This is a genomic window from Pseudomonas sp. 1152_12, assembly GCF_052850675.1.
In genome coordinates this window covers 86850-110699 of record NZ_VXCW01000011.1, presented here as the reverse complement: position 1 = coordinate 110699, position 23850 = coordinate 86850, and the positions used below count along the sequence as shown (strand labels likewise).

Genomic DNA, 23850 nt, shown 5'->3' with positions numbered 1-23850 from the left:
TCACGTTCAGCGTAACCAGTTGGTGCGTGCCAGCTCGATCACTTCATCACCTCGCCCGCTCATCACCGCCTTGAGCATGTATAAGCTGAACCCCTTGGCCTGCTCGAGCTTGATACTCGGTGGCATCACCAGTTCTTGAGTCGCCGTGACCACATCCACCAGCACCGGTCCGTCGTGGGCCAGGGCACGGCGCAAGGCCGGCTCAAGGTCTTCGGATTGCTCTACACGAATCCCCAGAATCCCCATGGCGTTGGACATCGCTGCGAAGTCTGGGTTTTTCAACTCGGTGCCGGTGTCCAGGTAACCGGCGGCTTTCATTTCCATGGCCACGAAACCCAGTGACGAGTTATCGAACACAATGACTTTTACCGGCAGTTTCAACTGCGCCAGCGAGATGAAGTCGCCCATCAACATGGCGAAGCCACCGTCGCCGGACATCGAAATCACTTGTCGCCCGGGAAAGGCCGCCTGCGCGCCGATGGCCTGCGGCATGGCATTGGCCATCGAGCCGTGGTTGAACGAGCCGATCAGGCGGCGTTTGCCGTTCATTTTCAAGTAGCGCGCAGCCCAGACAGTGGGCGAGCCGACGTCAGCGGTGAAGATGGCATCGTCATCCGCCAACTCGCTGAGCAAGCGCGCCACGTATTGCGGGTGGATCGGCCGGTCAGCCTTTGAGGGTTCGGCCAAGTCATCCAGGCCTTGGCGGGCTTTGTCGTAATGCTTCAACGACCTCTCGAGGAAGCTGCGATCGGTCTTGCGGGTCAAGCGTGGCAGCAGCGCCTTGAGGGTCTCGCTGACATCGGCCGCGATGCCCAGGTCCAGCGTGGCACGACGCCCCAGCGCCTGCGGGTTGCGGTCGACCTGGATGATTTTCGCATCGCTCGGGTAGAACTGGCGATAGGGGAAGTCAGTGCCGAGCATGATCAGCGTGTCGCAGTTGAGCATCGCGTGGTAACCCGAGCTGAAGCCGATCAGGCCGGTCATGCCTACACCGAATGGGTTGTCCCATTCCACATGCTCTTTGCCGCGCAAGGCATGCACAACCGGCGCGCCGAGGGTGTCGGCCAGGGCCACCACGTGGTCGTGGGCACCAGCGCAGCCACTGCCGCACAGCAGGGTGACCTTCTCGCTGCTCTGCAGGATCTCGGTGAGGTGTTGCAGGTCCTGTTCGGCCGGCAAGGTGCGCGGTGCGTGCAGGGCCGGCCATGGCTTGAGTTTGTCTTCGACTTCCAGCAGCGACACATCGCCGGGGATGACTACGACCGCGACACCCCGATTGAGGATTGCCGAGCGCATCGCGCGATGCAGTACGTGGGGCATTTGCTCGGGGTTGGTCACCAGCTCGATAAAGTGGCTGCACTCCTTGAACAGCGCCTGGGGATGGGTTTCCTGAAAGTAGTTCAGGCCGATCTCCGAAGACGGAATTTGCGCAGCAATCGCCAGCACCGGCACATGGTTGCGATGGCAGTCGAACAGGCCATTGATCAAGTGCAGGTTGCCCGGCCCACAACTGCCGGCGCACACCGTCAGTTCACCGGTGGTGGCGGCTTCGGCACCGGCGGCGAACGCGGCCACCTCTTCGTGGCGTACGTGCATCCATTCGATGCTGTCCATGGTGCGCAGGGCGTCGGTCAGGCCGTTGAGGCTATCGCCGGTCAGGCCCCAGATGCGCTTGATGCCCGCCTGCTCAAGGGTGGTCGCCAATTGCTGGGCCAGGTTGATTTTCGCCATGAAGAACTCCAATCGTCAGTGAGTTTAAAAGCTTCTGATCATTAGAGGACCGTTCGACCACGGCGGATGTTCACCCTTTAATGTGAAGATTGCGTCATGGCGGCGCGGTATTGGCGGGTGCGGCGGGCGATGAACCATTGGTCACGCAACAGCGCCAGCCAGGGTGTTACCTCGGGCTGGGGACGGTGGCCACGGCTCAGCCGGCGCATCTGGTAGCGCACCACGGCCAAGGTGGCGAGGGCGGCGAGGGGTTTGCGTTGCCAGTTGATGGGGTTGAGTTGCGGGTTCAGATCGCGACCTTCACGCCAGTGTTTAATCAGTTGCGGCTCCAGGGTCAGGGCGGTGGCGATGCCGGCCATGGCGATGCCGCTGTCCAGCACCTGTTGCACGATGGGCAGGCGACGAATGCCGCCGGTGACCATCAGCGGCATCTTGGCGACGCTCGCCAATGCCTTGGCAAACTCCAGAAAGTACGCCTCACGGGCCAGCGTGCGGCCGTCCCGCGCGTCGCCCTGCATGGCTGGCGCTTCGTAACTGCCACCGGATAATTCCAGCAGATCGATGGGCAGCGGGTTGAGCATCTCGACCACGGCGCGCGCATCGGCTTCTGCAAATCCGCCGCGTTGGAAGTCTGCCGAGTTGAGCTTCACCGCCACGCAAAAGGACGCGCTGACGTTGGCGCGAACCGCGTTGATGACCTCCAACAGCAGGCGCGCGCGGTTTTCCAAGGAGCCGCCCCAGCGGTCGGTGCGTTGGTTACTCAGTGGCGAGAGAAATTGACTGATCAAGTAGCCATGCGCGCCGTGGATCTGCACCCCGGTAAACCCGGCTTTCTCGGCCAGGCGCGCGCTGGTGGCAAAGCGTTTGATCACCTCTTGAATGTCGTCTTCGGTCATCGCCTTGGGCTTGGCGAACATCTTCGAAAAACCGCCCAGGTCAAGGGCTACAGCGGAGGGTGCCAACGCTTGCTGGCCCAGGTTGGCCATGGTCTGGCGCCCCGGATGACTGAGTTGCACCCAGAAGTGCACGCCCTTGGCGCGCGCCACATCGGCCCACTCGCGAAAGCTGTCCAAGTGCTGCTCATCTTCGAGCGCGACGCCGCCGGGTCCGGTCATGGCGCGACGGTCGATCATCACGTTGCCGGTCAGCAACAAACCCGGCTCACCGTCCGCCCAGGCTTCGTACAGCTGCTTCAATTCGCGCGACGGCGCTTGCTTGGCGTCCGCCATGTTCTCTTCCATCGCCGCCTTGGCGATGCGGTTGGCGAGGACTTGGCCGTTGGGCAGTTGTAAGGCTTCGAAAGGTGACATGCGTTGACTCCTGAGTGCGGGAGGCCTCAGGCTAAGCTTAAAGTTAACTTTAATGTCAAGCAGAGTGTGGCGATGAATATTGGTGAGCTGGCAAAACAGAGCGGGTTGGCGGCGTCGCGTATTCGCTTTTATGAGGCCGAAGGGCTGATCAGTCAGGTGGGGCGCCAGGCCAATGGCTATCGGCGCTATTCAGCCGAAGCGCTACAGACCCTGCAGTTGATTCAAAGCGCGCAGCAGGCCGGGTTCACCTTGCAGGAGCTTAAGGCCCTGATGCCGGCGCCGGGCGAGCACAAGCGTGACGAACTGATTGAGGCATTGGAGCGCAAGGTACAGCAAATTGAAGCGATGCAGGTGCAGTTGACGCACAGCAAGGCGCAGTTGCTCGGTGTTATCGAAGCGGTGCGCGCGCAGCCGCAAGGTGTACCGTGTTCCATGGGGCAAAAGCAGGTACTGGCGTCGATCAAACATACCGCATGATCGTATGACCGTGGCCACGCTCGGCATTACCACGCAGAGCATGGGAACGATCATCAAAACCGAGACAAAAAAGCCCTGGCATGCCAGGGCTTTTTCATGGGCTAACGCTTAGCGACGACGGAACAGCGGCAACGGCTCATCCGTGGCCGCCTGGTACGTCACCGAGAAGTCCTTGAGGCTTTCCAGGGCTTCGTACGGGTCTTTGTCGGCGCGCAAGGCGAAGGCATCGAACCCGCAGCGGCGCAGGTAGAACAGTTGGTCGCGCAGCACGTCGCCAATCGCGCGCAGCTCGCCTTTGTAACCATAACGGTCACGCAGCAGGCGGGCGTTGGAGTAGTTACGCCCGTCGGTGAAGGCCGGGAAGTTCAGCGCGATGACTTGGAAGTGCTGCACGTCATCACCGATCTCTTCGGCTTCTTCATCGGCGTCCAGCCACACACCCAGGCCGCCGTCGCGGGCCTTGAGGGCGTGAGCGTGCTCGCGCCACAGGGCCAACGGCACGATCAGGTCGTCGCAGTTGGAAATGCCGTCAAAGCTCGCGTCCTTGGGCAGCAGGTGCCAGGTTTCGTCGAGGACTTCGTTGTTCTTAATGATTCGCTGCATAGACGCGCTCCTTGAACAGGTCAATGCCGATGCGCTGGTAGGTGTCGATGAAACGCTCATCTTCGGTGCGCTGTTCAATGTACACATCGATCAGCTTGCCGATCACCTCGGGCATGGCTTCCTGGGCGAAGGACGGGCCGAGGATCTTGCCCAGGCTCGCATCGCGGCTGGCGCTGCCACCCAGGGACACTTGGTAGAATTCTTCGCCTTTCTTATCCACGCCCAGGATGCCGATGTGACCGACGTGGTGGTGACCACAGGCGTTCATGCAACCGGAGATGTTGAGGTCCAGCTCGCCGATGTCGAACAGGTAGTCCAGATCGTCGAAACGGCGCTGGATCGATTCGGCGATCGGGATCGACTTGGCGTTGGCCAGGGAGCAGAAGTCGCCGCCCGGGCAGCAGATAATGTCGGTCAGCAAGCCGATGTTCGGTGTGGCAAAACCGCCTTCGCGCAGCTCGCCCCACAGCGTGAACAGTTGGCTCTGTTCAACGTCGGCGAGAATGATGTTCTGCTCGTGGGAGGTGCGCAGTTGGCCGAAGCTGTAGCGCTCGGCCAGGTCGGCAACGGCGTCCAACTGTTTGTCGGTGATATCGCCCGGTGCAACGCCGGTGGGTTTGAGCGACAGGGTCACTGCCACGTAGCCCGGTTTTTTGTGCGCCAGGGTGTTGCGGGTACGCCAGCGGGCGAAACCTGGGTGCTGCTGGTCAAGGGCGGCCAGCTCGGCGTCCTGATTGCTCAGGGCCTGGTACTCAGGGTCGACGAAGTGCTTGGCCACACGGTGTACTTCGGCTTCGGTCAGGGTGGTCTGGCCGCCGCGCAGGTGTTCCATTTCAGCGTCGACTTTCTGGGCAAATACCTCAGGGGTCAGCGCTTTGACCAGGATCTTGATCCGGGCCTTGTACTTGTTGTCACGGCGGCCATAGCGGTTGTAGACCCGCAGGATGGCGTCAAGGTAGCTCAGCAGGTCCTGCCACGGCAGGAACTCGTTGATGAATGCTCCCACCACCGGCGTACGGCCGAGGCCACCACCGACCAGCACGCGAAAGCCCAGCTCTGCGGCTGCGTTGTGCACCGGCTCAAGGCCAATGTCGTGCACTTCGATGGCCGCACGGTCCGAAGTCGAGCCATTGATGGCGATCTTGAACTTGCGTGGCAAATAGGCGAATTCAGGGTGGAAGGTGGTCCACTGACGGACAATTTCACACCAGGGGCGTGGGTCGATCAATTCGTCGGCGGCAACACCGGCAAATTGGTCGGTGGTCACGTTGCGCAGGCAGTTACCGCTGGTCTGAATCGCGTGCATCTGCACGGTCGCCAACTCAGCCAGGATGTCCGGTACGTCCTCCAGCGCCGGCCAGTTGAACTGTACGTTCTGGCGGGTACTGATGTGGGCGTAGCCTTTGTCGAAGTCGCGGGCGATCTTGGCCATCATGCGCGTCTGGCGCGAGGTCAGTTGGCCATAGGGCACGGCAACCCGCAGCATCGGCGCAAAGCGCTGAACATAAAGGCCATTTTGCAGGCGCAGAGGGCGGAACTCTTCTTCGCTCAGTTCACCTGCCAGATAGCGTCGGGTCTGATCACGGAACTGCTTGACGCGGTCCTCGATGATGCGCTGATCGTATTCGTCGTATACGTACATATAGGTCCTGTTCTCGGCAAATCTGCGCGCACGGCCGCGCACTCCCAACGGAGCCGGCGCACGATACCAGTTTGCGTTTATGCGCAAAAGTGATGTTTGAGTATATGCACATAACCAAAATGACTAATGAGAAGGGTTATCGCGATACCCACATTTGTCATGCGGGCAATCATGATCTTTACTGTCGTCGAGTCTTAGTGCAATCACCTATAAAACCGACAAGAGGCGATGCGATGAGCAATTCGACTAAAGCCCGTAAACCTGACAGTACCGTTGATGCTTGGGCCATTCTGTTCTTGATCATCCTGGTGGTGGGAACGGCCGTATTCTGGGTCAGCCACCAGTAAAACGCTTGATTGAGCCTCGATTCAGTGTCGCATTGCCATTATGCTGCGGTTCAATGCTCAAGGCTCAAATAACCATGTTGAAGGTTTTGATTGCGTGTGTGTGGTTAGTGGGATCGGCGTACGGGGCGATGGCCCATGCGACGTCAGTGGTATTTCTCAACCCAGGCACGTCCACGGAAACCTTCTGGGTCAGCTACGCGCAATTCATGCAGGCCGCTGCCAAGGACCTCGGCCTGGATTTGCGTGTGCGTTATTCCGAGCGCAGTGCCGAAAACACCCTGGTGCAGGCCCGTGAAGCGCTGCAAGGTGCCGAGCGGCCTGATTACCTGGTGCTGGTGAATGAGCAATACGTCGCGCCGCAGATCTTGCGCATGGCCCAAGGCAGTGGGGTCAAATTGCTCATCGTCAATAACGCCCTGACCGCCGATCAGGTGCAATTGCTGGATGCGCGCAACGACGCTGGTTGGATCGGCAGCCTGGTAGCCGATGACGAGCAGGCGGGTTACCTGATGCTCGCCGACCTGCTGCGCCAGCATGGCCCGGTTGCAACGGGTCAAACCCTCGACTTGCTGGCGTTCTCCGGTGCCAAGAACACCCCGGCCGCGCAGCGGCGTGAGCAGGGCTTGCGCCGCGCCATGGACGAGCATCCCGGCGTGCGCCTGCGCCAGTTGGTCTACGGTGAATGGAGCCGCCAGCGCGCCTTCGAGCAGGCCACGCTGTTGTTCAAGCGCTACCCGCAGACGGCGTTGGTGTGGTCGGCCAACGATGAGATGGCGTTGGGCGCGATGCAAGCGTTGCAAGGCAGTGGGCGGGTGCCTGGCAAAGACGTGCTGTTCAGTGCGGTCAACAGTTCGCCGGACATTTTAAAAGCACGCCTGGACGGGCGGCTAACGACGTTGGTCGCCGGGCATTTCACCTTGGGCGGCTGGGCGATGGTGCTGGTCAGCGACGCTGCCAAGGGCGTCGACATCAGCGCTTACGGCGGGCACGATCGGCAGGAAGCCTTATTCCAGCTGATTGATCGCGACCAGGCGCAGCGCTTGTTGGGGCCGACACCGCCGGTGGATTTCCGGGCACTGTCGGCTGTGGGCAAGCCCGCGTCCTACCGTTACCCGTTCAGCCTGCAACTGTTGCTGCGCTAGACGCCGGCCAGGTGCAGCACCCACTGGACAATGCCGAACAGCGTCAACGCAAACACCGCCGTAAACACAATACCCAGGATGACAAAATGGCTCGGTTTGCCGTGGGTAAAGTCTCGGGTGCGGTTCTTGCCGCTTTGCACACCGAAGGCCGCAGCCATCACGCTGTGGAGCATTTGCCAGAAGGTGGGTGGTTTGTTATTGAGTGGATCGTCCATATTGCCCTCGTCAGGAAGGTCTACTCGATAGAGCATAGACACTCTGACAGTCAGGCGGTTGGTGTTTCCCTTGGCTCAGGCTGTTCCAGATGTAGAAACAGCCTCTGATCCAATGGCGCTTTGATCACGGCTTTATCCAGATAGATAACCTCACGGTTATTTGCACGTGCCCGTTCCATCAATACCTTACGTGTAACGAGCCGCTCTTCCTTGGTTTTCAGGTGGCCAAAGCTGCTTTCCAAGGTGGGGGTATCAACGGCCGGGTAATGGAAGTGTGCGTACCACAAGATGGAGTCCTCGGGATTTTTCCCGGCTTTTATTTTGCTTTTATCCCGGACCGTATATTCGTCGATGTAATCGCCCGCCTTCAAAGGATGGCGACGTTTGGCCAGGTTGATATCAACCAATCCGTGCTTGAGCAAATAGGCAACTTTAGCGGCTTGAGGGCGTTGCTGCTTGTAGCCCTCACCGCACACCTCGCGGGCCAGTTTTGTCAGGGACTGCGACTCGTCAAGGTACGAGGTTATCAACGCGTCAGCCCCTGCGGTCGTGCTGTGGTCGCGTTGGAGTTCATCGGCCAGGGCTTTCACTTTACCGGCTTGCTGGATCAGCATGTCCTCCCACTCTACTGGGCGTAGTTCTTCGCGTCGTGTGGGGTCCTGCAGTTTGCGTTGCTGGTCGCGTATCCTGCGTACGATTCCTGCCCTATCGGCTATTACGGTTTCGGCGTTGCGTTTAATCGCAGCCAACGAGCGTATCGCCGGTGCCGGCTTCGATATTACGGGCCTTGCCAGCTCGACCTCAACCCACACGCCTTCGGGCGCGTGTTCGAGGTAGGTGGCGACAATTTGACCGGTGATGGGGTCTTTGATGTCGGCAAATTGGCCGGGGTCTTGCGGTTGAGGCTCACGCACATCACCCACCAGTGTGCCTTTTTTGCGTGTCTTGAATACTTTTCGGGTGGCAGGCTTCGAGCGTGTGGGAGGTACGAAGTTTGGCTGATAGGCGATCCCTTCATCCGCGAGTATCAAGTCGGCCAGCTGTGCTTCAAGGCTGGCGCGGGCGTCAACAAGGTGTTCCAGGAACGCTGTTCGATATTCCCCTCGCACAACGCCGGAGTTCATTTCAGTTAATGCGTTGACAGCGTTCTCCAGCTGCTCATAGCGTTCCAGGACGCCCTTGAGTACGTCAATTTGCTCGACTATTGAATAGCCGCTGGTGGTACGCATTTCAATATGAGCCAATACGCTGGTTGTGGTTCTTGGGTCGGTGAGCTCCCTGATGAATGAGAACTCTGCCGGCTCTCGGGAACGATGGGTGCGATCCAATACCAACTGGGCAAGCACGAGCAGTGCATGTTGTTTTGTGGCGGCCGAGGAAATGTCTTTATCGGTGGGTCTATCTTCCAATAGCGATTTGCGTAGTGCAGGGTCCGCCTGGTGAAGCAATGTCTCAATTTTTTCTTCGGGCTCAATCATCTGCGTGAGCGCCTCAAGCTGCTGCCTTTTCGTGTTGATGTACGTTTTATAGGCGTTTGTCACTTTGTGGGGCAACTCGATATTGACTCGGTTACCGAGTTCGGTGTCATTTTCGCCGCGTTCGGTTTCAAGGGTGTCTGAAAGTTTTTCCGATATCAGGTCATATAGCTCGCCCCAGTACTCATAGACACAGAGGATTGCGCGGTCTCTTGATATCCTGGGCGCCGGGTCGGTTCTGTCGACTTGCATCAGTTCCTCAGCCTTGGCTTCGATCTGCTGCATTTTAAGCACAGTCACTTCCCCGTCTTGTCGGAAGTCTTCGAATGCTCTATGCCACTTTACCCTGGCCTCTGCGGTCATGAGTTGCCTTTGCTCATGGCGCTCAGCAAGTCTGGCGTGCAAACCTGGAACCTCGACCGAGGTGCCTAGCCTTAGCCAATCCTCTCTCAGGTTTTTTTTCTGCTCATCGAGCTGGGTGCGGGCGGCGTCCAGTGCTTCCTTCTTCGGAATTGACTCTAACGCCAATGGCAGAGCCTGTGCTTGCAGACTGTCTAACTCTCTCTTTAGTGCGCGTATCCGATCTCGGTGTTGTCGCTGCCATTTGTCCAGCTTTTCCCTGGGCATGCCACCCTCCAGCCGGGCCTTTCGCTCCAGTTTCCAATGTCCCTGGCCGTCGCTGGTCAGCTTGAAGCCGGGGTGCAGCGGATGCTGCGGATCAACCAGATAAACCTCGCCGAAACCCGGCACCACACTCACTTGGAACAACAGCCCGCCGACGCTGGCGTGCCAGGTATTGTTGATGTTGTATAACCCCTTGAGGCGCCCGCTTGCCTCTGGGGGCGGCAGGGTCTCGGGCCATGGTACGTGGACATCGAGCAACGCTTTCAGCAATTTCGCGCTGGCTTGGGGGCTGGCAAGCGAGCGGCTGAAGTCCAAGGCCGTATGGCCTGTCGCCGGAGGTTCACCTGGCAGGGCCACTGAACCATGCTGAATTTGCGCAGTGCCTTCCTGCTGCGTCAGGCCCGCGGTGCGGCGCCAGGCTTTTACGTGCAGGGCGCTGTCTTGCGGGGCGAGTTCGGCTAACGGTGGTCGGGCTCTGTCCGAGCCGCTGGCAGCGTGCAACAACACCATCGCGGTATTGAGCAGCAAATCAATCAGCGCCCGTTCACGGGTGGTCGAGTCATTGCTGTCCAGGCCGGCCAGATCCTGCTCCAGGCTGCTGACCAGCACCAGGAACCAACCCACCAACATGGCCGGGCCGCGCACCAGTGGCAGCAATAAGGTGTTGAACAGCAACCAGGCACCTTCCATCACAATGGCCCAGCGGCTTTCACTGTTAGACACCGATTCGCGATCCGCCAGGTCAACCATGGCCCGTGCGGTGCTGCCGAATAAATGGCTGAGCAGCTTGCCGTTGACCTGTGATTGAAGCCATTCGTCGGCGCCTTCATCGACGGCCAGTGTCGCGGGGGCGGGTTTTTCAGGGATTGAAAACTCATCCCCTGGCAGGAAGCGAATGATGTGGGGCTCTTTGAACCCGCCATTATCGTAGATGGGGCGGGCTTTGTCGGGTAGCCAAGTCAATACGCTGTCTTGCAGCGCACCGGGCGTGGCCAGTGCCTCCAGCAGCGCCTGGCGCGTCGGGTATTGAGACAGGGCTTGGGTATACAACGGTCGATAAAGCAGGTGTGGGCCGATGCTCGCGTCTCGGGGTTCGATCACGAATATATTGTTGACGGTATCGGGCGTAGCACCGGCTTTTCGGCACAGGCCAAGTGGACGCAGGACGATCTCTTGGCCGTCTACGACCCTGTCAGTCGGGGTTTCGCCCATCAATGCCTTTACATACCGATAGCCGGTAGTGGTCACACCGTATTGCTGCCGGATCGCATATTCGAGTGCCAGCATCGGCAGCTGGATCTTGAGTTCGCGAGTAAACAGCGTCTCCCGTTGGCGTGCGTCTCTGGTGTCGGACAGCAACAGGTCCTTGATTTTCTGCGGGTAGGCTGTGCCGAGGTCGACGCGCTGGATCAAGCCTTGGCTGCCCAGTAAATAGTCTTCATTCATCCAGGCCGGCAGCGTCCTGGCGCTTTTGGAGGAGAGCGTCAGGGTGCCTTTAGGCTTGCCGGAGAGATTCTTCAGGGCCAACTCGGTCAGCGACATCCGCACATGCTCGATAATGCCGGAACCGCCCGGGTAGCCGGCGGCCACGGCGAAGTCCAACACCAGATCGTCGGGGTCGTAATCCGCGTGATCGGTTTGCATCTGTTTGCGCAATGCGTCGCGGCTGAACGTGTGGATGTCATCAATGCCTTCATTGAAAGACTGGCCTGCGTTCTGTTTTATCACCCGCGCCATGTCCTGCAGATGGCGGTGGTAGGCAAAGCGATCATCGGCATTGGCTTGTTTGAGCCACGCTGGCAACTGCGCGTTGACCTTTTGCAGGCGCGCAGTGGGCGCCATGGGCGCTTGGGTGAACAGAAGGGCAGGGTCTGTCAGTTTTTCCAGGGTGCGTCCGAGCGCGACTTCGTCTGGCCCCTGAAATGACACGATTGCCAGGTCCTCAATCTGCTGATTGAGAATAAGCCCTGCCTGTTGTTCGAACACATTGTCTTCCGGCTCATTGCGCCTCCAAGTGATGCTGTCGCACTGGAACTGACGCTGCATTCTGCTGCCCCAGGCGGCACCAAAAGCATCAATGCAGTCAAACGGCTCGATAGCCCCGGCCACACTGCACAGCAGCACCTGTGTATCGCGTACCAGCAGTAGGTCCGGCGTCAGCAGGCAGACTTCTTTACCGGCTTTGGAGAGCGTGGTTTCAATGAAATAGGCATACGTGGTGGGCTTGGAGCGGGGCAGGCGCTCCAGGCGCCCCGGCCAGGCAGCGGTCACAGCCAGCATGTCCCGCTGCGTTTCGGTCAGGTCCGAGGGGCCTGCGGCCGCGGCGGTCATCTGGCCGTTGAGAAATTCGCTCAGCCATTGCCAGCGGCTGCTCCCGTGGCTATTGAGAGTGCTCCAATAGTCAGCTAGGTCGTTCTGAAAATGCAGGTAAAGCGAGGCGGGTAATTCGTCGAGTATCTGCGCGATGACCTGCATGTCGATGAGGGGCAGGGTGTCGGGCTTGAGGATTTTTGGAGGGGCCTGAGTGAGGAAGTACGGCAGTTCGCGTCGAGCGCGCAGGTCAAGCAACTGTGGGTTCAGGACGTGGGCGACAGCGACTTCCATCAACAGTTTGTAAGTGTAATGGCCGGAAGGGTCCGGGCTGGCGAGCTTGACGGCACGTAAGTCCAGTTTCAGCGAGGGATACTGCGCCAGGATGCGGCCGCGCAGGGCATTGAATACCACTGAGTACAAGGCCGGGCGCGTGGCGAAACGGGCATGGACGGCCTGGGCGGGTAACTGATCCAGGGCGGTGGGCGTGGGTGAAGATATTGGGGCGGGCATAACGAAGTCCTTTTTGTGTGCACATTCGGTGTTTCGGTCACCGGCTCAATGATCGGTGAGCGATCCGGCACAGCAAACTCCATCGGGTCGCTGTGGAAGCGGTAATGGGGTACGTGCAGAAACACAAAAAAAACGCCACATATTCACCACCGGGCGCGGCGGGCGCCGTGATGTTCTGTCGTTCCATTTCAAAGGAGTGACACGATGGCCGATTCAACCCCGTCTTCTTCGCCCGTTCCGCCAACGAGCGATACACCTAAGGTCGTAACACTGATGGCCACCCAGAGCCTGCACGGCGATTTTCTGGAGCAGTCCAGCCCGAAGTGGCTGATTGATGCCACGCCGGCACGCAAACAAGCACTTAAGGAAGCCGGCACGGTGGCGCCCGGCTGGTTACAGAACGCTTCGCCTGAGCAACGCAGCGCAGTGACCACCAGCGTGTTGGCCAGTTTTACCGCGCAAACCCAGCTGGATAAAACGATGTCCACCTTCCAGGACATCAATGACTTTGCCCGGCCCTTGCTGCTTAAAGCCTTGAAGGACCAATACCAGGTGCAAGTCGATGTCGACAAAACCCTGCTCTGTTTGCGACGTCCGCTGGCCGTCGGAATTATCGAAATCGAGGTTTCGTCTTTTCAGTTCTTGAAGCTGTCAATGCTGGAGGCGGCCCTGCATAACTTCGAGGCCTACGAGTGCAAGGACGGCGCGTACCACCAAACGTCGGGGTTCATCGAGGCGAGCGATAAGCCCGACACCTATCATGCAGTGGCGGTCAACTTGAGCGTCAGCCAGTTTCTGACCTTGTGCCGCAACCTGGATATCGGCGCCAAGTACCAGGCGTATTTGCAGGGTTTTTTCTACCCGGAGGAGGCCGCGGCGCAAGTCACGCTGCGCGAGCACTTTATCGCCAGCCAGAAGGCCGCCGTAAAGGCCGCCGCCGAGCAGGCGCTTTTGATGGGGGATATTGAACCGGCCGATCACCGGATGATTTTGGCGGTGATCAATGGCGAAATTCACCCCTGGATGGGTGACAAGCAAGTCTGGTTCAGAACCCTGAGCCTGATGAAGCTCAGAATGACTGGCTGCATGGCCTTCGTCATCTGCAAAAAATACAGCTACCCCGATGAGTTGATTCTTTACATTCCCCAGGACCCCGAGCACCCACTCAAGCGCTACCGTTGGTCGCAGATGGCTGGCGAGTTCAAGCGCCTGTTCACTGCCCGCGATAGCGCCAAGCCCGCTGATGCCAAGCCAACGCCTTACCAGGTGTTTTTCAGCCGGTTCGTACCCTATGAGAAGAGAGCCTATTACTTCAGCCAGTTCACCCAGAAGGCCGCCGACTCACCGACCGATATCTGGCGATCGCCGTGGAAAAAAATCCTCGATTTCACCACGCCGCATTTCATCACCGGTATCAAGGAACTCCCTCCCGAGGCACCGGCGAAACTGGAGCCCAAGAGCGATCCGTACCTTGCCCCCTCGACACTGCAGCGTCGCGGGCATGGCATTTGGGCTGCAAATATTGACCCTTGGAAGTACTTCTACGAGCAACACCGCGAGCAGGTCATCGCCGATGCGCGTGCTCACGCGGTGCCCACGGCGGATGTCGACGCGCGTGCGCGCGATGAAAAGCTTGCGCACCTGCTGGAGGTGGGCATGCTGGGGTTGAACATGGTCTCGATGTTTGTCCCGGTGCTGGGCGAGGTCATGATGGTGGTGATGGCCGGGCAGTTGTTGTACGAAACGCTTGAGGGCTCTATCGAGTGGGCCGAGGGCGACCTGCAGGCGGCCAAAGCGCACCTGATTGATGTGGCGCAGAATCTGGCCCAGATCGCACTGATGGCAGGTGTTGGGGCGACGGTGAGCAAATTCAGGGCGGCCAAGCCGGAACCGCTCATTGAAAGCCTGAGCCCGGTGACCCTGCCGAACGGTGAAACCCGTCTTTGGAGGCCAGACCTGAGTGGCTATGAAAGCACCGTCTCGCTGGACGCCAGCTCAGGCCCCAATGCCCTGGGGCAACATAAGCTCGATGGCAAGACCTATATCCGCCAGGCCAAGAAGGTCTATGAACAGGTCTTTGATGAGTCGATCAAGAAGTGGCGCATCAAGCATCCAACCCATGCTGAGGTTTACCAACCGATTCTTGAAAGCAACGGTCGAGGCGCCTGGCGTCACACCCTTGAGCGGCCGCTGGAGTGGGATCGCCTGACCCTGTTACGGCGCATAGGCCATGAAACCGAGGTGTTTTCCGATACGGAGTTGATCAAGGTGGCGGATGTCAGCGGCGTCAGCGACAGCGCTCTGCGTAAAATGCACATGGACCTCGCGGTGCCGCCCCCTGAGTTGCTGGATGCCATGCGCTTGTTCAAGGCCGATGCGGGGACGGAGCAGGTGATCGACCAACTGCGTGGCACCCGACCGATTGATGAACGGTATTTATATACGCTGCCCCTGGTAGCCGAAATGCCAAGATGGCCAAAGGCGCGGGTACTAGAGGTGTTCGAGGGGCCAGGACTGTGGGGAGAGTCGGTCAAATATGGTGCCGGGCGCTTGCCTGAAGGCGCTACGGCCAAGGCACCCATCCGGATAAGCAGACGCGACGTGATGGGGGGGGAATTGTCTGAGCATATTCTGGTGGCATTGGACGAGCAGGAAATCGTCAAGCTGCTGGGTCCTGAGGGCGCGCGCGTGCGTGAGTCCAGGCGGGCAGAGTTCACCAGGCAGATCGCGGATTATGCGCAGACTCGCAAGCCGGCCATTTTCGACAGCCTTTACGCGGGCACTGAACCGGTGGATGCCCAGGTCCGTTTGCTCCAACGTACCTGTCCCGGGCTCAGCGAAGCCGCGGGCTTGGAAACACTTGCCCACGCTTCCGCGGATGACCTGAAGTACCTGGAGGCGACGCGCCTGGTGCCTTTGAACGTGCTGGAGGAGGCACGCTGGTATGCGCGCCAAGGTCTGCAGACCCGGGCGTATGCGGGGTTACGCAGCGAAACCATGGCCTCGGCGAACAGTCGACGGCTGGCGCTGCATACCCTGGAAAAACTACCGGGTTGGCCGGACACCTTGCGCCTGGAGGTTCGCGAAGGCAGTGACAGTGGCCCGCTGCTGGACAGCATCGGCAGTGACACGGCGCGGGACAAGCGGTACCTGGTAAAGAAAGGCCCGCGCTTCCAGGCGTTAAATGAACGTGGGGAGCAACTCAATAGCCTGCCTGCAGAGGGCGACAATTTTTATGCCTCGCTGATGCATGCCATGCCCGATGACGCGCGTCGGGGGCTCGGTGTGCCGCAGGTTAGCCAGAGCGCGCAACTGCAAGAAAAAATCATCGAGTTCGCTGACCTTTACCGCAGTGAAACGCCACAATTGCTGGAGCCCAAACGCAAACAGTTCAAGCCGCCCGTACGCGTCAACGAAACGTTGGTGGGGTATTACGCCAGCGGACGAGCCCCGGGCCAAAGTGCGAATCTTGAGTCACGCGCGCAACATCTTTACGGCCTGAGCGATACTCAAGCCAGTGACTATATTTTGCGGTTGCAAGCGCAAGGCAAGACTAACAAGTTGATATTCAACCAACTGGAAAACCGCCTGCGCCAATACACCGAGCTGGTGTCGACACTCGACGAGTGGGTCGGGCCAGAGGGGACCACGCCGTCTGACACTGATGTGTACCGATATAGAACCCAAGTCGCCAATCAGCTCAAGGAAGCCTGGCGCAGGGAACCGTTGGTGGGGACGGTGAGCAACGCCGATTGCTTGCACATTGTCGTCGATGAACAACTTCCACCCTTGACGATTGATTACACCCATATCCGTGAGTTGGGGCTGGTCGGTCAGAGGATGAATGATGCCAGCACCGAGGCTTTCCTCGCGCGGTTTCCCAATCTGCAAACCCTGTCTATTGGCGACACTGCTCAATTATGGGGGCTGCCATTGATGGGGGCCAGATCGTCGCTGACGACGGTGCCCCCGGCGGTGACCAGGATGACTCGCCTCAAAACCCTGAAGTTCAGCACGGCGGCAGAGCCGCTGGCGCCGGACTTCTCTTCAACGCTCAACAGCCTGCCTTCGCTGGAGGCGTTGCATATCAATTACCGCGGATTTTCTTCGGCGGCACTCAATGGCTTGGACCTGTCCGCGCTGGTGCAGTTGAAACAGCTGCACATCGACGCGTCTTATGGCCTGTCGAAGTGGCCGATCAGTGTTGAGAGCCTTCCTCGCCTGGAGCGCCTCGATTTAGCTCGCACGGCAATCGGTGAACTCCCTGCCACACTGTATAGCGGGCATGAACAGCTGTGGGCGGGGCTGTCGATGGACTGGTAAAAGTTCTCCCGCAAAACGTTCAAGCCTGCCTATGAATACGTCAGAAACTACCCGAGCGAGCAGGGGCATCTGGTTGACCTGCACCAGATGGTCGACGGTTACGTCCGGGGCCAGTTGCAGTCTCTGATCTTAAATTCAAGCTTGGCTAACGCACTGCGTGAAAAATTAATGGTTACCGCGCAAACGGCTGAAGCACGGTTTGACGCTATTGAGGACCTTAGCGAGCGGTACAATGAAATTTTTGCGGGTTTTTACTCCCCGTCTGCCGATACTGCACAGCACTACAGGATACGTTCAGCGCCATGGCTGATGGGGCCAAATGCCCACGTGATCAGTGCGCTTGAAACCAATTGGTGGGGGGCGGTGGGCGAGCGTTATGGAATACCGAGCCTAACGTCGGTGTTTGAATTGCCTGCGCCGGCTGGGCAAATGATGCCCCCTGCGTTGCCGGTGAGCACCGTTGAACTGCCCCAGTTACCGGCAGCAAGTTTTGCCCACGTGCGCACGTTACGCATGCGTTGGCTGGGAGAAACCCCCGAGCAGACACGCGGGTTTATCCGCGCATTCAGTGAAACGCAAACCCTTGACCTCAGCGGAAGTGGTTTGACCGAAATACCCATTGACGTGGGCGACCTTCCCGCCTTGACCCGGCTCAACCTCTTCAAAAACAGCCTGGCCATGCCGACTTTCCAGGCACAGCTCAATGGTTTCAATAGCCTTGAGGTATTGGATCTGAGCTATAACAGCAATCCGCTCACGGACATGGATGTCAGCGCGTTGACGAAGCTCAAGGCGCTGAGCATGCGCGGGACAAAATTGCAGGCGTGGCCGACCGGCGCCGAGCGTCTGCCGCAATTGACCTGGCTGGACCTGCGGGACAATCAGCTGACGAGCTTGCCGACTCAGGTATTGGCCAATGATGCGTTACTGATGAAAACCCACCTGGCGGGTAACCGGTTCAGTCCGGCGGGTGAGGTCGCGCTGGACTCGGCGCGTCAGCGGATCGAGGCCGCCCAGGGCTTGCCTCAGGGCGCGTTGGCTCGGTTTGAACAGCAGGCCCAGCCAGCCGACTTCCCCCCGCAGGAAACCGGCCTGACGGTGGCCCGTTATTTGTTGCCATTGCCCCGGCAAATCGCAGCCCCCGAAGGGGCTGCGGGTTTTGTCAGTCGCTTGCAGCTACTGACGCCGTCGGTGACCGAGGAAAAGGCGCTCCAATGGTTCGAGCAACTACGTCAGGTGGGGGGGAGTGACTCAGAAATAGACACCCTATTGACCACATGGCATCAGCAATACGAGACCCTGACGCGTCAAACTAACGGCTGGCTGTATAACCCCGATTTACTTGGCCCGGACATGAGCCTGGTGGCTGACCAACGGCGGCTTGCCGCACTCAAGATCATTGAGTGCTGGCAAACCGGCGTGTCGGCCGACGCCGGTTATGAACTGAGCCTGCACGGCTTGCAAGTTATCAATCTGCCTGAATTGACTGTGCAGTTTAGCCATGTTCACACGCTGGATTTAACCGGAGTGCAGTTCTCGGCGTCGAGTGCCGATGGCTTCCTCAGGTGCTTTCCCGCGCTGCGTAAACTGGGTCTGAGTGGCAATCAACTGACGGCCGTTCCCGAGGGCGTGGAGCGCATGACCGAGCTTGAGGAACTGGACTTGGCCGCTAATGCCATCACCGATCTCCAGCCTCTGTATCGCCAATTGAGCGGCGCACGCCTGCGCCGGTTGGATCTGCGCGCAAACAACCTGAGTGAGTTCAGTACCCTTGACTTCGGCCAGCTTGAGTCACTGGATCTGAGTTACAACCGCCTAAGTCGCTTTCCCAGCGGCGCACTGAGGGCCACCCGCCTGCGAACGTTGAACCTCTGTGGCAATAATATCGAGATTTTGCCGGACGCATTGCTCGATGGTCGGCACGAGGATTTGGTAAGGGGTACGGACCTTTCCCAGAACGAGGATCTTACACGCGAAACTTTCGAGGAATTGCAGGACTACAGCAATCGGCATCAGGGAGGGGCGGTGATGGGCTGGAGTCGGAGAGAAATTGACGGGACGATTCGTGGGTTTGAAAGCGATGAAGGCGCCCCTGGTTCGAATGGTGACGATGACGATGACGATGATGATGGCGCTGACGTAGGGGCTGTCTACCAACCCTTGGAACCCATTCTTGACCCGGAAGGGGATACGGCAGAAGCCGTGCTGACCTCTTGGTTGGCGCACTCACCTACCGATTTGGTCGCCTCCCGGCGGCAGTTGTGGCTGCAACTGGCCCAAGAGCCGGGTCATGGGCGGTTCTTCCATTTAATCCAGCTACTACGCGATACCAATGAGTACCGGTTAAACGTTGCTGATCTTACTCGGCGGGTATGGGACGTGATCGAAGTGGCCGCCAACAATGCGCAAATGCGAGAGGTGTTGTTCGTGTCCGCGGAGACCCATGGTACCTGCCTGGACGGGCGTATCCTCACGTTCAGCTCAATGGAGGTGCTGGTGTTCGAGGCGGATATACTGCGTGACGTCCCGACTCAGAACCTGATGCTCAGAGGGCAGCGTTTGTTGGACCTGTCCCGGCAATTGTTCCGGCTGGACCAGGTTGATACATTAGCTGAGCGCCAAGCCGTAGGACGGGATCGAGCCGAGTTGCGCCTGGCGTACCGGGTCGGTATGACCCGCGGTTGGCCCGACGGGCTGGAACTGCCGGGGCAGCCCAAGCATATTGCATACATCAGACCGATCAGCGGAACGGTGTTAACTAACGCGCGTAGCCAGGTGCTCCGGGCGGAAGCGTCCGATGCGTTTTATGAAAGCCTGATTGCCCGTGATTATTGGAACAACTACCTGCGAGAACGCTATCCCGATGAGTTCCAAGCGCTTCAGCGCGATGCTGCCAGGCGCCATGAGGCAGTGGAGGATGAACACGCTGACTGGGTGCAGGGCACAGAAAGCGAGGAGCGTTACCATGAGGCATTGAACCGGCTGTTGATCGAGGACGGCAGTGCGCAAGTGCGGCTGTTGCTTGAATTGTCTCGAAGGGAGGCACCGCAACCATCGACCAGTGCTATGGGTACGGCTCCATCCCGGCCTGAGTCGCCGCAGCCGGGTCCGTCCTCGCAGCAGCAGTGAATAGGCAGGCAGGCCTGCTCGCTTCCTTCATTCAGGCTTTCGGGCCTGACGTTATGCGACAAAAAATCCGAGACCTGTGATGGCCTCGGATTTTTGTGGCGTTCTCGCGCTTTAGCGCTTGTTCCAGCTGATGGAACAGATCGTCGTTGCGCGGGGTTAGTTGTCGTACCCCAGGTTCGGCGCGAGCCACCGCTCGCTTACGGCCAGGTCCTGGTTTTTGCGAGCGGTGTAGCTCGCCACCTGGTCCTTGTCGACCTTGCCCACGGCAAAGTACTGCGCCTGCGGATGGGCGAAGTACCAGCCGCTGACTGCCGCCGCAGGGAACATCGCATAGTGTTCGGTGAGGAACACGCCGCTGCGCCCGGCCTGCATTTCGCGGGCCTCGGGATCAAGCAGTTGGAACAGCTGGGCTTTCTCGGTGTGGTCAGGGCACGCCGGGTAACCGGGGGCAGGGCGGATGCCGCTGTATTGCTCTTTGATCAGCGCTTCGTTGTCCAGCTGTTCGTCCTTGGCATAACCCCAGTGTTCTTTACGCACTTGCTGGTGCAGCCATTCGGCGCAGGCTTCGGCCAGGCGGTCGGCCAGGGCCTTGACCATGATCGAATTGTAGTCGTCGCCCGCGTCTTGATAGGCCTTGGCGACTTCTTCGGCGCCGATGCCGGCGGTGGTAATAAAGCCCCCGATGTAGTCGGTCACGCCGCTGTCTTTTGGCGCAACGAAGTCGGCCAGGGAGAAGTTCGGCTTGCCGTCGGTCTTGATGATTTGCTGGCGCAGGTGGTGCAACTTGGCAATCGGCTGGCCGTCGTCACCGTAGACTTCCAGGTCATCGTCCTGCACCTGGTTGGTCGGCCAGAAGCCGAACACGGCGCGGGCACTGATGAGTTTCTCGTCGATCAACTTCTTGAGCATTTCCTGGGCATCGGCGTATAGGGCGGTGGCGGCTTCACCGACCACTTCGTCTTCGAGGATGCGCGGGAACTTGCCGGCCAGGTCCCAGGAGATAAAGAACGGCGTCCAGTCGATGTACTCGGCGAGTACCTTGAGATCGATATTGTCCAGCACCTTGGCACCGGTGAAGGTCGGTTTGACCGGCGTGTAGGTGCTCCAGTCGAACTGCGGCTTCTTGGCGATGGCCGCCGGGTAGCTCAGGCGTTCGGTGCGCGCGCTACGGTTAGAGGTGCGCTCACGCACGTCGATGTATTCCAGGCGGGTTTTCTCGACGAAACCGGCCTTCAGTTCCTTGGACAGCAACTGCGTGGCCACCCCCACGGCGCGCGAGGCGTCGGTCACGTAGATCACGGCGTCATTGCTGTACTTGGGCTCGATTTTTACCGCCGTGTGCGCCTTGGAGGTGGTCGCGCCACCGATCATCAACGGCAGGTGGAAGTCCTGGCGCTGCATCTCGCGGGCCACATGCACCATTTCATCCAGGGACGGCGTGATCAGGCCGGACAGGCCGATGATGTCGCACTTCTGCTCCTTGGCCACCTGCAGGATCTTCTCGGCAGGCACCATTACACCCAAATCCACGATGTCATAGCCGTTGCAACCGAGCACCACGCCGACGATGTTCTTGCCGATGTCATGCACGTCGCCTTTGACCGTGGCCATCAGGATCTTGCCCTTGGCCTCCGGCTTGTCGCCTTTTTCCAGCTCGATAAACGGGATCAAGTGGGCCACGGCCTGCTTCATTACGCGGGCGGATTTCACCACCTGGGGCAGGAACATCTTGCCGGCGCCGAACAGGTCGCCGACGATGTTCATGCCGGACATCAGCGGGCCTTCGATCACTTCGATCGGGCGGCTGAACGATTGGCGGGATTCCTCGGTGTCTTCAACGATGTGAGTGGTGATGCCCTTGACCAGCGCATGTTCCAGGCGCTTGTTCACCGGCCAGCCGCGCCACTCTTCGGTCTCGGCTTCTTTTACGCTGCCGTCGCCCTTGTACTTGTCGGCGATCGCGAGGAGGGCGTCAGTGCCTTCCGGCGTACGGTTGAGCACCACGTCTTCCACGGCATCGCGCAGCTCGGCCGGGATCTGGTCGTAGATCTCCAACTGGCCGGCATTGACGATACCCATGCTCAGGCCGTTGCGGATCGCATACAGCAGGAACACCGAGTGGATCGCCTCACGCACCGGGTTGTTGCCGCGGAACGAGAATGACACGTTGGATACGCCGCCGGAGGTCAGCGCATACGGCAGTTCGTCGCGGATGTAGGCACAGGCGTTGATAAAGTCGACGGCGTAGTTGTTGTGCTCTTCGATACCGGTGGCAACCGCGAAGATGTTCGGGTCGAAGATGATGTCTTCCGGCGGGAAGCCGACTTCATTGACCAGAATGTCATAGGAGCGTTTGCAGATTTCTTTCTTGCGCGCTTCGGTGTCGGCCTGGCCGGCCTCGTCAAACGCCATCACCACCACGGCGGCGCCATAGCGCTTGCACAGCTTGGCGTGATGAATGAACTGCTCGACGCCTTCTTTCATGCTGATGGAGTTGACGATGCCCTTGCCCTGAATGCACTTGAGGCCGGCTTCGATCACTTCCCACTTGGAGGAGTCGATCATGATCGGTACGCGGGAGATGTCCGGCTCACCGGCAATCAGGTTGAGGAAGGTGACCATGGCCTTCTTCGAATCGAGCATGCCCTCGTCCATGTTGATGTCGATCACTTGGGCGCCGGCTTCCACCTGCTGCAGGGCGACTTCCAGGGCTTCGGTGTAGTTGTCTTCGCGGATCAGACGGGCGAACTTGGCCGAGCCGGTGATGTTGGTGCGCTCGCCGACGTTGACGAACAACGAGCTGCGGTCAATTGTGAACGGCTCCAGGCCCGACAGGCGGCAGGCCTTGGGAATGTCCGGGATCGGGCGCGGCGCATAACCGGCAACGGCCTTGGCAATGGCTTCGATATGGCCCGGTGTGGTGCCGCAGCAGCCGCCGACGATATTCAGGAAACCGCTCTGGGCGAACTCTTCGATGACCTTGGCGGTTTGTGACGGCAGTTCGTCGTACTCGCCGAATTCGTTGGGCAGGCCGGCGTTGGGGTGCGCCGAAACGTGGGTGTTGGCCTTGTTCGACAGCTCTTCCAAGTACGGACGCAACTCACTGGCGCCTAGGGCGCAGTTCAGGCCCACCGACAGTGGCTTGGCGTGGCTGACGGAGTTCCAGAACGCTTCGGTGGTCTGGCCCGACAGGGTGCGGCCGGAGGCGTCGGTGATGGTCCCGGAAATCATGATCGGCAGTTCGACATTCAGCTCTTCGAACACACCTTGCACGGCGAAGATCGCGGCCTTGGCGTTGAGCGTGTCGAAGATGGTTTCGATCAGGATCAGGTCGGCGCCGCCCTCGATCAGGCCTTTGGTGGCTTCGGTGTAGTTTTCCACCAGCTCATCGAAGGTCACGTTGCGGTAGCCGGGGTTGTTCACGTCCGGCGACAGCGAGCAGGTGCGGCTGGTCGGGCCGAGCACGCCAGCGACGAAACGCGGTTTGGCCGGGTTTTCGAGGGTCTTGGCGTCGGCGATCTTGCGCGCCAGTCGCGCGCCTTCTACGTTCAATTCGTAGGCCAGCTCTTCCATGCCGTAGTCGGCCATGGAAATGCGGGTGGCGTTGAACGTGTTGGTTTCCAGGATGTCGGCACCGGCATCCAGGTAGGCTTTTTCGATGCCGCCGATCACGTCTGGACGGGTGAGCACCAGCAGGTCGTTGTTGCCCTTGACGTCGCTCGGCCAGTCGGCAAAGCGTTTGCCCCGGTAGTCGTTTTCCTCAAGCTTGTAGCTCTGGATCATCGTGCCCATACCACCGTCGAGGATCAGGATACGTTCCTTGAGGGATTGGTGAAGGGCTTGCAGACGAGCGCTACGATCGGACATGGGACTACTCTGGTCAGGCATTTCGAAGGGGGTGAATCATAGCAAACCTGTGCCGACTTAGAGCATGCCCAGGTTTTGCATGAATATCGTTCATGTTGGTGGCGGCCATGGCCCGGTAGAATCGCCGCCAATTATCTATCGC

General features: G+C 59.4%; 11 protein-coding genes. 4 read left to right on the top strand and 7 right to left on the bottom strand.

The genetic code is table 11. The annotated features are described in order from the left end of the window. Positions 1 to 6: 6 nt before the first annotated feature. Both poxB and FW764_RS20785 read right to left on the bottom strand, forming a co-directional pair. Positions 7 to 1731, bottom strand: a complete 1725-nt coding sequence (poxB, locus tag FW764_RS20790) for a ubiquinone-dependent pyruvate dehydrogenase (protein WP_446435487.1) — start codon at positions 1729 to 1731, stop codon at positions 7 to 9. A 77-nt stretch (positions 1732 to 1808) separates the two neighbouring features. Then, positions 1809 to 3041 carry an NADH:flavin oxidoreductase/NADH oxidase family protein gene (locus tag FW764_RS20785; protein ID WP_446435486.1) on the bottom strand — a complete coding sequence of 411 codons (1233 nt, stop codon included), beginning with the start codon at positions 3039 to 3041 and terminating at the stop codon, positions 1809 to 1811. A gap of 72 nt (positions 3042 to 3113) precedes the next feature. Between FW764_RS20785 and FW764_RS20780 the strand changes: the two genes are divergently transcribed. Further along, positions 3114 to 3518, top strand: coding sequence for a MerR family transcriptional regulator (locus FW764_RS20780; protein WP_446435485.1), 405 nt, complete (start codon positions 3114 to 3116; stop codon positions 3516 to 3518). A gap of 108 nt (positions 3519 to 3626) precedes the next feature. Here the strand turns inward: FW764_RS20780 and FW764_RS20775 are convergent, their stop codons facing one another. Next, positions 3627 to 4121, bottom strand: coding sequence for a DUF934 domain-containing protein (locus FW764_RS20775; protein WP_058421468.1), 495 nt, complete (start codon positions 4119 to 4121; stop codon positions 3627 to 3629). After that, positions 4105 to 5763 (bottom strand): nitrite/sulfite reductase, encoded by a 1659-nt coding sequence (locus tag FW764_RS20770; protein ID WP_446435484.1) that lies wholly within the window; start codon positions 5761 to 5763, stop codon positions 4105 to 4107. Before FW764_RS20770 ends, FW764_RS20775 begins: the two co-directional genes overlap by 17 nt. Positions 5764 to 6184: 421 nt before the next feature. On the opposite strand from FW764_RS20770, the gene FW764_RS20765 reads away from it, so the two are divergent. Then, on the top strand, positions 6185 to 7252 hold the full coding sequence (locus tag FW764_RS20765; RefSeq protein ID WP_446435483.1) for an ABC transporter substrate-binding protein: 1068 nt from the start codon (positions 6185 to 6187) through the stop codon (positions 7250 to 7252). Here FW764_RS20765 and FW764_RS20760 read toward each other — a convergent pair. Next, entirely contained in the window at positions 7249 to 7467 is a 219-nt protein-coding gene (locus FW764_RS20760) for a DUF2970 domain-containing protein (protein ID WP_446435482.1), read from the bottom strand. The genes FW764_RS20765 and FW764_RS20760 overlap by 4 nt on opposite strands. Positions 7468 to 7517: 50 nt before the next feature. Next, positions 7518 to 12170 carry a dermonecrotic toxin domain-containing protein gene (locus tag FW764_RS20755; protein ID WP_446435481.1) on the bottom strand — a complete coding sequence of 1551 codons (4653 nt, stop codon included), beginning with the start codon at positions 12168 to 12170 and terminating at the stop codon, positions 7518 to 7520. 423 nt (positions 12171 to 12593) lie between these two features. Between FW764_RS20755 and FW764_RS20750 the strand changes: the two genes are divergently transcribed. Continuing rightward, the gene (locus FW764_RS20750; protein WP_446435480.1) at positions 12594 to 16712 is read left to right on the top strand and encodes a dermonecrotic toxin domain-containing protein; all 4119 of its coding nucleotides are present in this window, start codon (positions 12594 to 12596) and stop codon (positions 16710 to 16712) included. Between the two features lie 87 nt (positions 16713 to 16799). Next, positions 16800 to 19841 carry an NEL-type E3 ubiquitin ligase domain-containing protein gene (locus tag FW764_RS20745; protein WP_446435479.1) on the top strand — a complete coding sequence of 1014 codons (3042 nt, stop codon included), beginning with the start codon at positions 16800 to 16802 and terminating at the stop codon, positions 19839 to 19841. Positions 19842 to 19997: 156 nt separating this feature from the next. Here the strand turns inward: FW764_RS20745 and metH are convergent, their stop codons facing one another. Further along, a complete protein-coding gene (gene metH, locus FW764_RS20740; RefSeq protein ID WP_446435478.1) occupies positions 19998 to 23708 on the bottom strand; it encodes a methionine synthase in 3711 nt (1236 codons plus the stop codon). Between the last annotated feature and the right edge of the window lie 142 nt (positions 23709 to 23850).

Coding starts and splice junctions, on each gene's coding strand:
- FW764_RS20760 (WP_446435482.1), bottom strand. CDS start 7,467: ATGGACGATCCACTCAATAACAAACCACCCACCTTCTGGCAAATGCTC.
- poxB (WP_446435487.1), bottom strand. CDS start 1,731: ATGGCGAAAATCAACCTGGCCCAGCAATTGGCGACCACCCTTGAGCAG.
- FW764_RS20755 (WP_446435481.1), bottom strand. CDS start 12,170: ATGGAAGTCGCTGTCGCCCACGTCCTGAACCCACAGTTGCTTGACCTG.
- FW764_RS20745 (WP_446435479.1), top strand. CDS start 16,800: ATGGTCGACGGTTACGTCCGGGGCCAGTTGCAGTCTCTGATCTTAAAT.
- FW764_RS20785 (WP_446435486.1), bottom strand. CDS start 3,041: ATGTCACCTTTCGAAGCCTTACAACTGCCCAACGGCCAAGTCCTCGCC.
- FW764_RS20750 (WP_446435480.1), top strand. CDS start 12,594: ATGGCCGATTCAACCCCGTCTTCTTCGCCCGTTCCGCCAACGAGCGAT.
- metH (WP_446435478.1), bottom strand. CDS start 23,708: ATGTCCGATCGTAGCGCTCGTCTGCAAGCCCTTCACCAATCCCTCAAG.
- FW764_RS20765 (WP_446435483.1), top strand. CDS start 6,185: ATGTTGAAGGTTTTGATTGCGTGTGTGTGGTTAGTGGGATCGGCGTAC.
- FW764_RS20775 (WP_058421468.1), bottom strand. CDS start 4,121: ATGCAGCGAATCATTAAGAACAACGAAGTCCTCGACGAAACCTGGCAC.
- FW764_RS20780 (WP_446435485.1), top strand. CDS start 3,114: ATGAATATTGGTGAGCTGGCAAAACAGAGCGGGTTGGCGGCGTCGCGT.
- FW764_RS20770 (WP_446435484.1), bottom strand. CDS start 5,763: ATGTACGTATACGACGAATACGATCAGCGCATCATCGAGGACCGCGTC.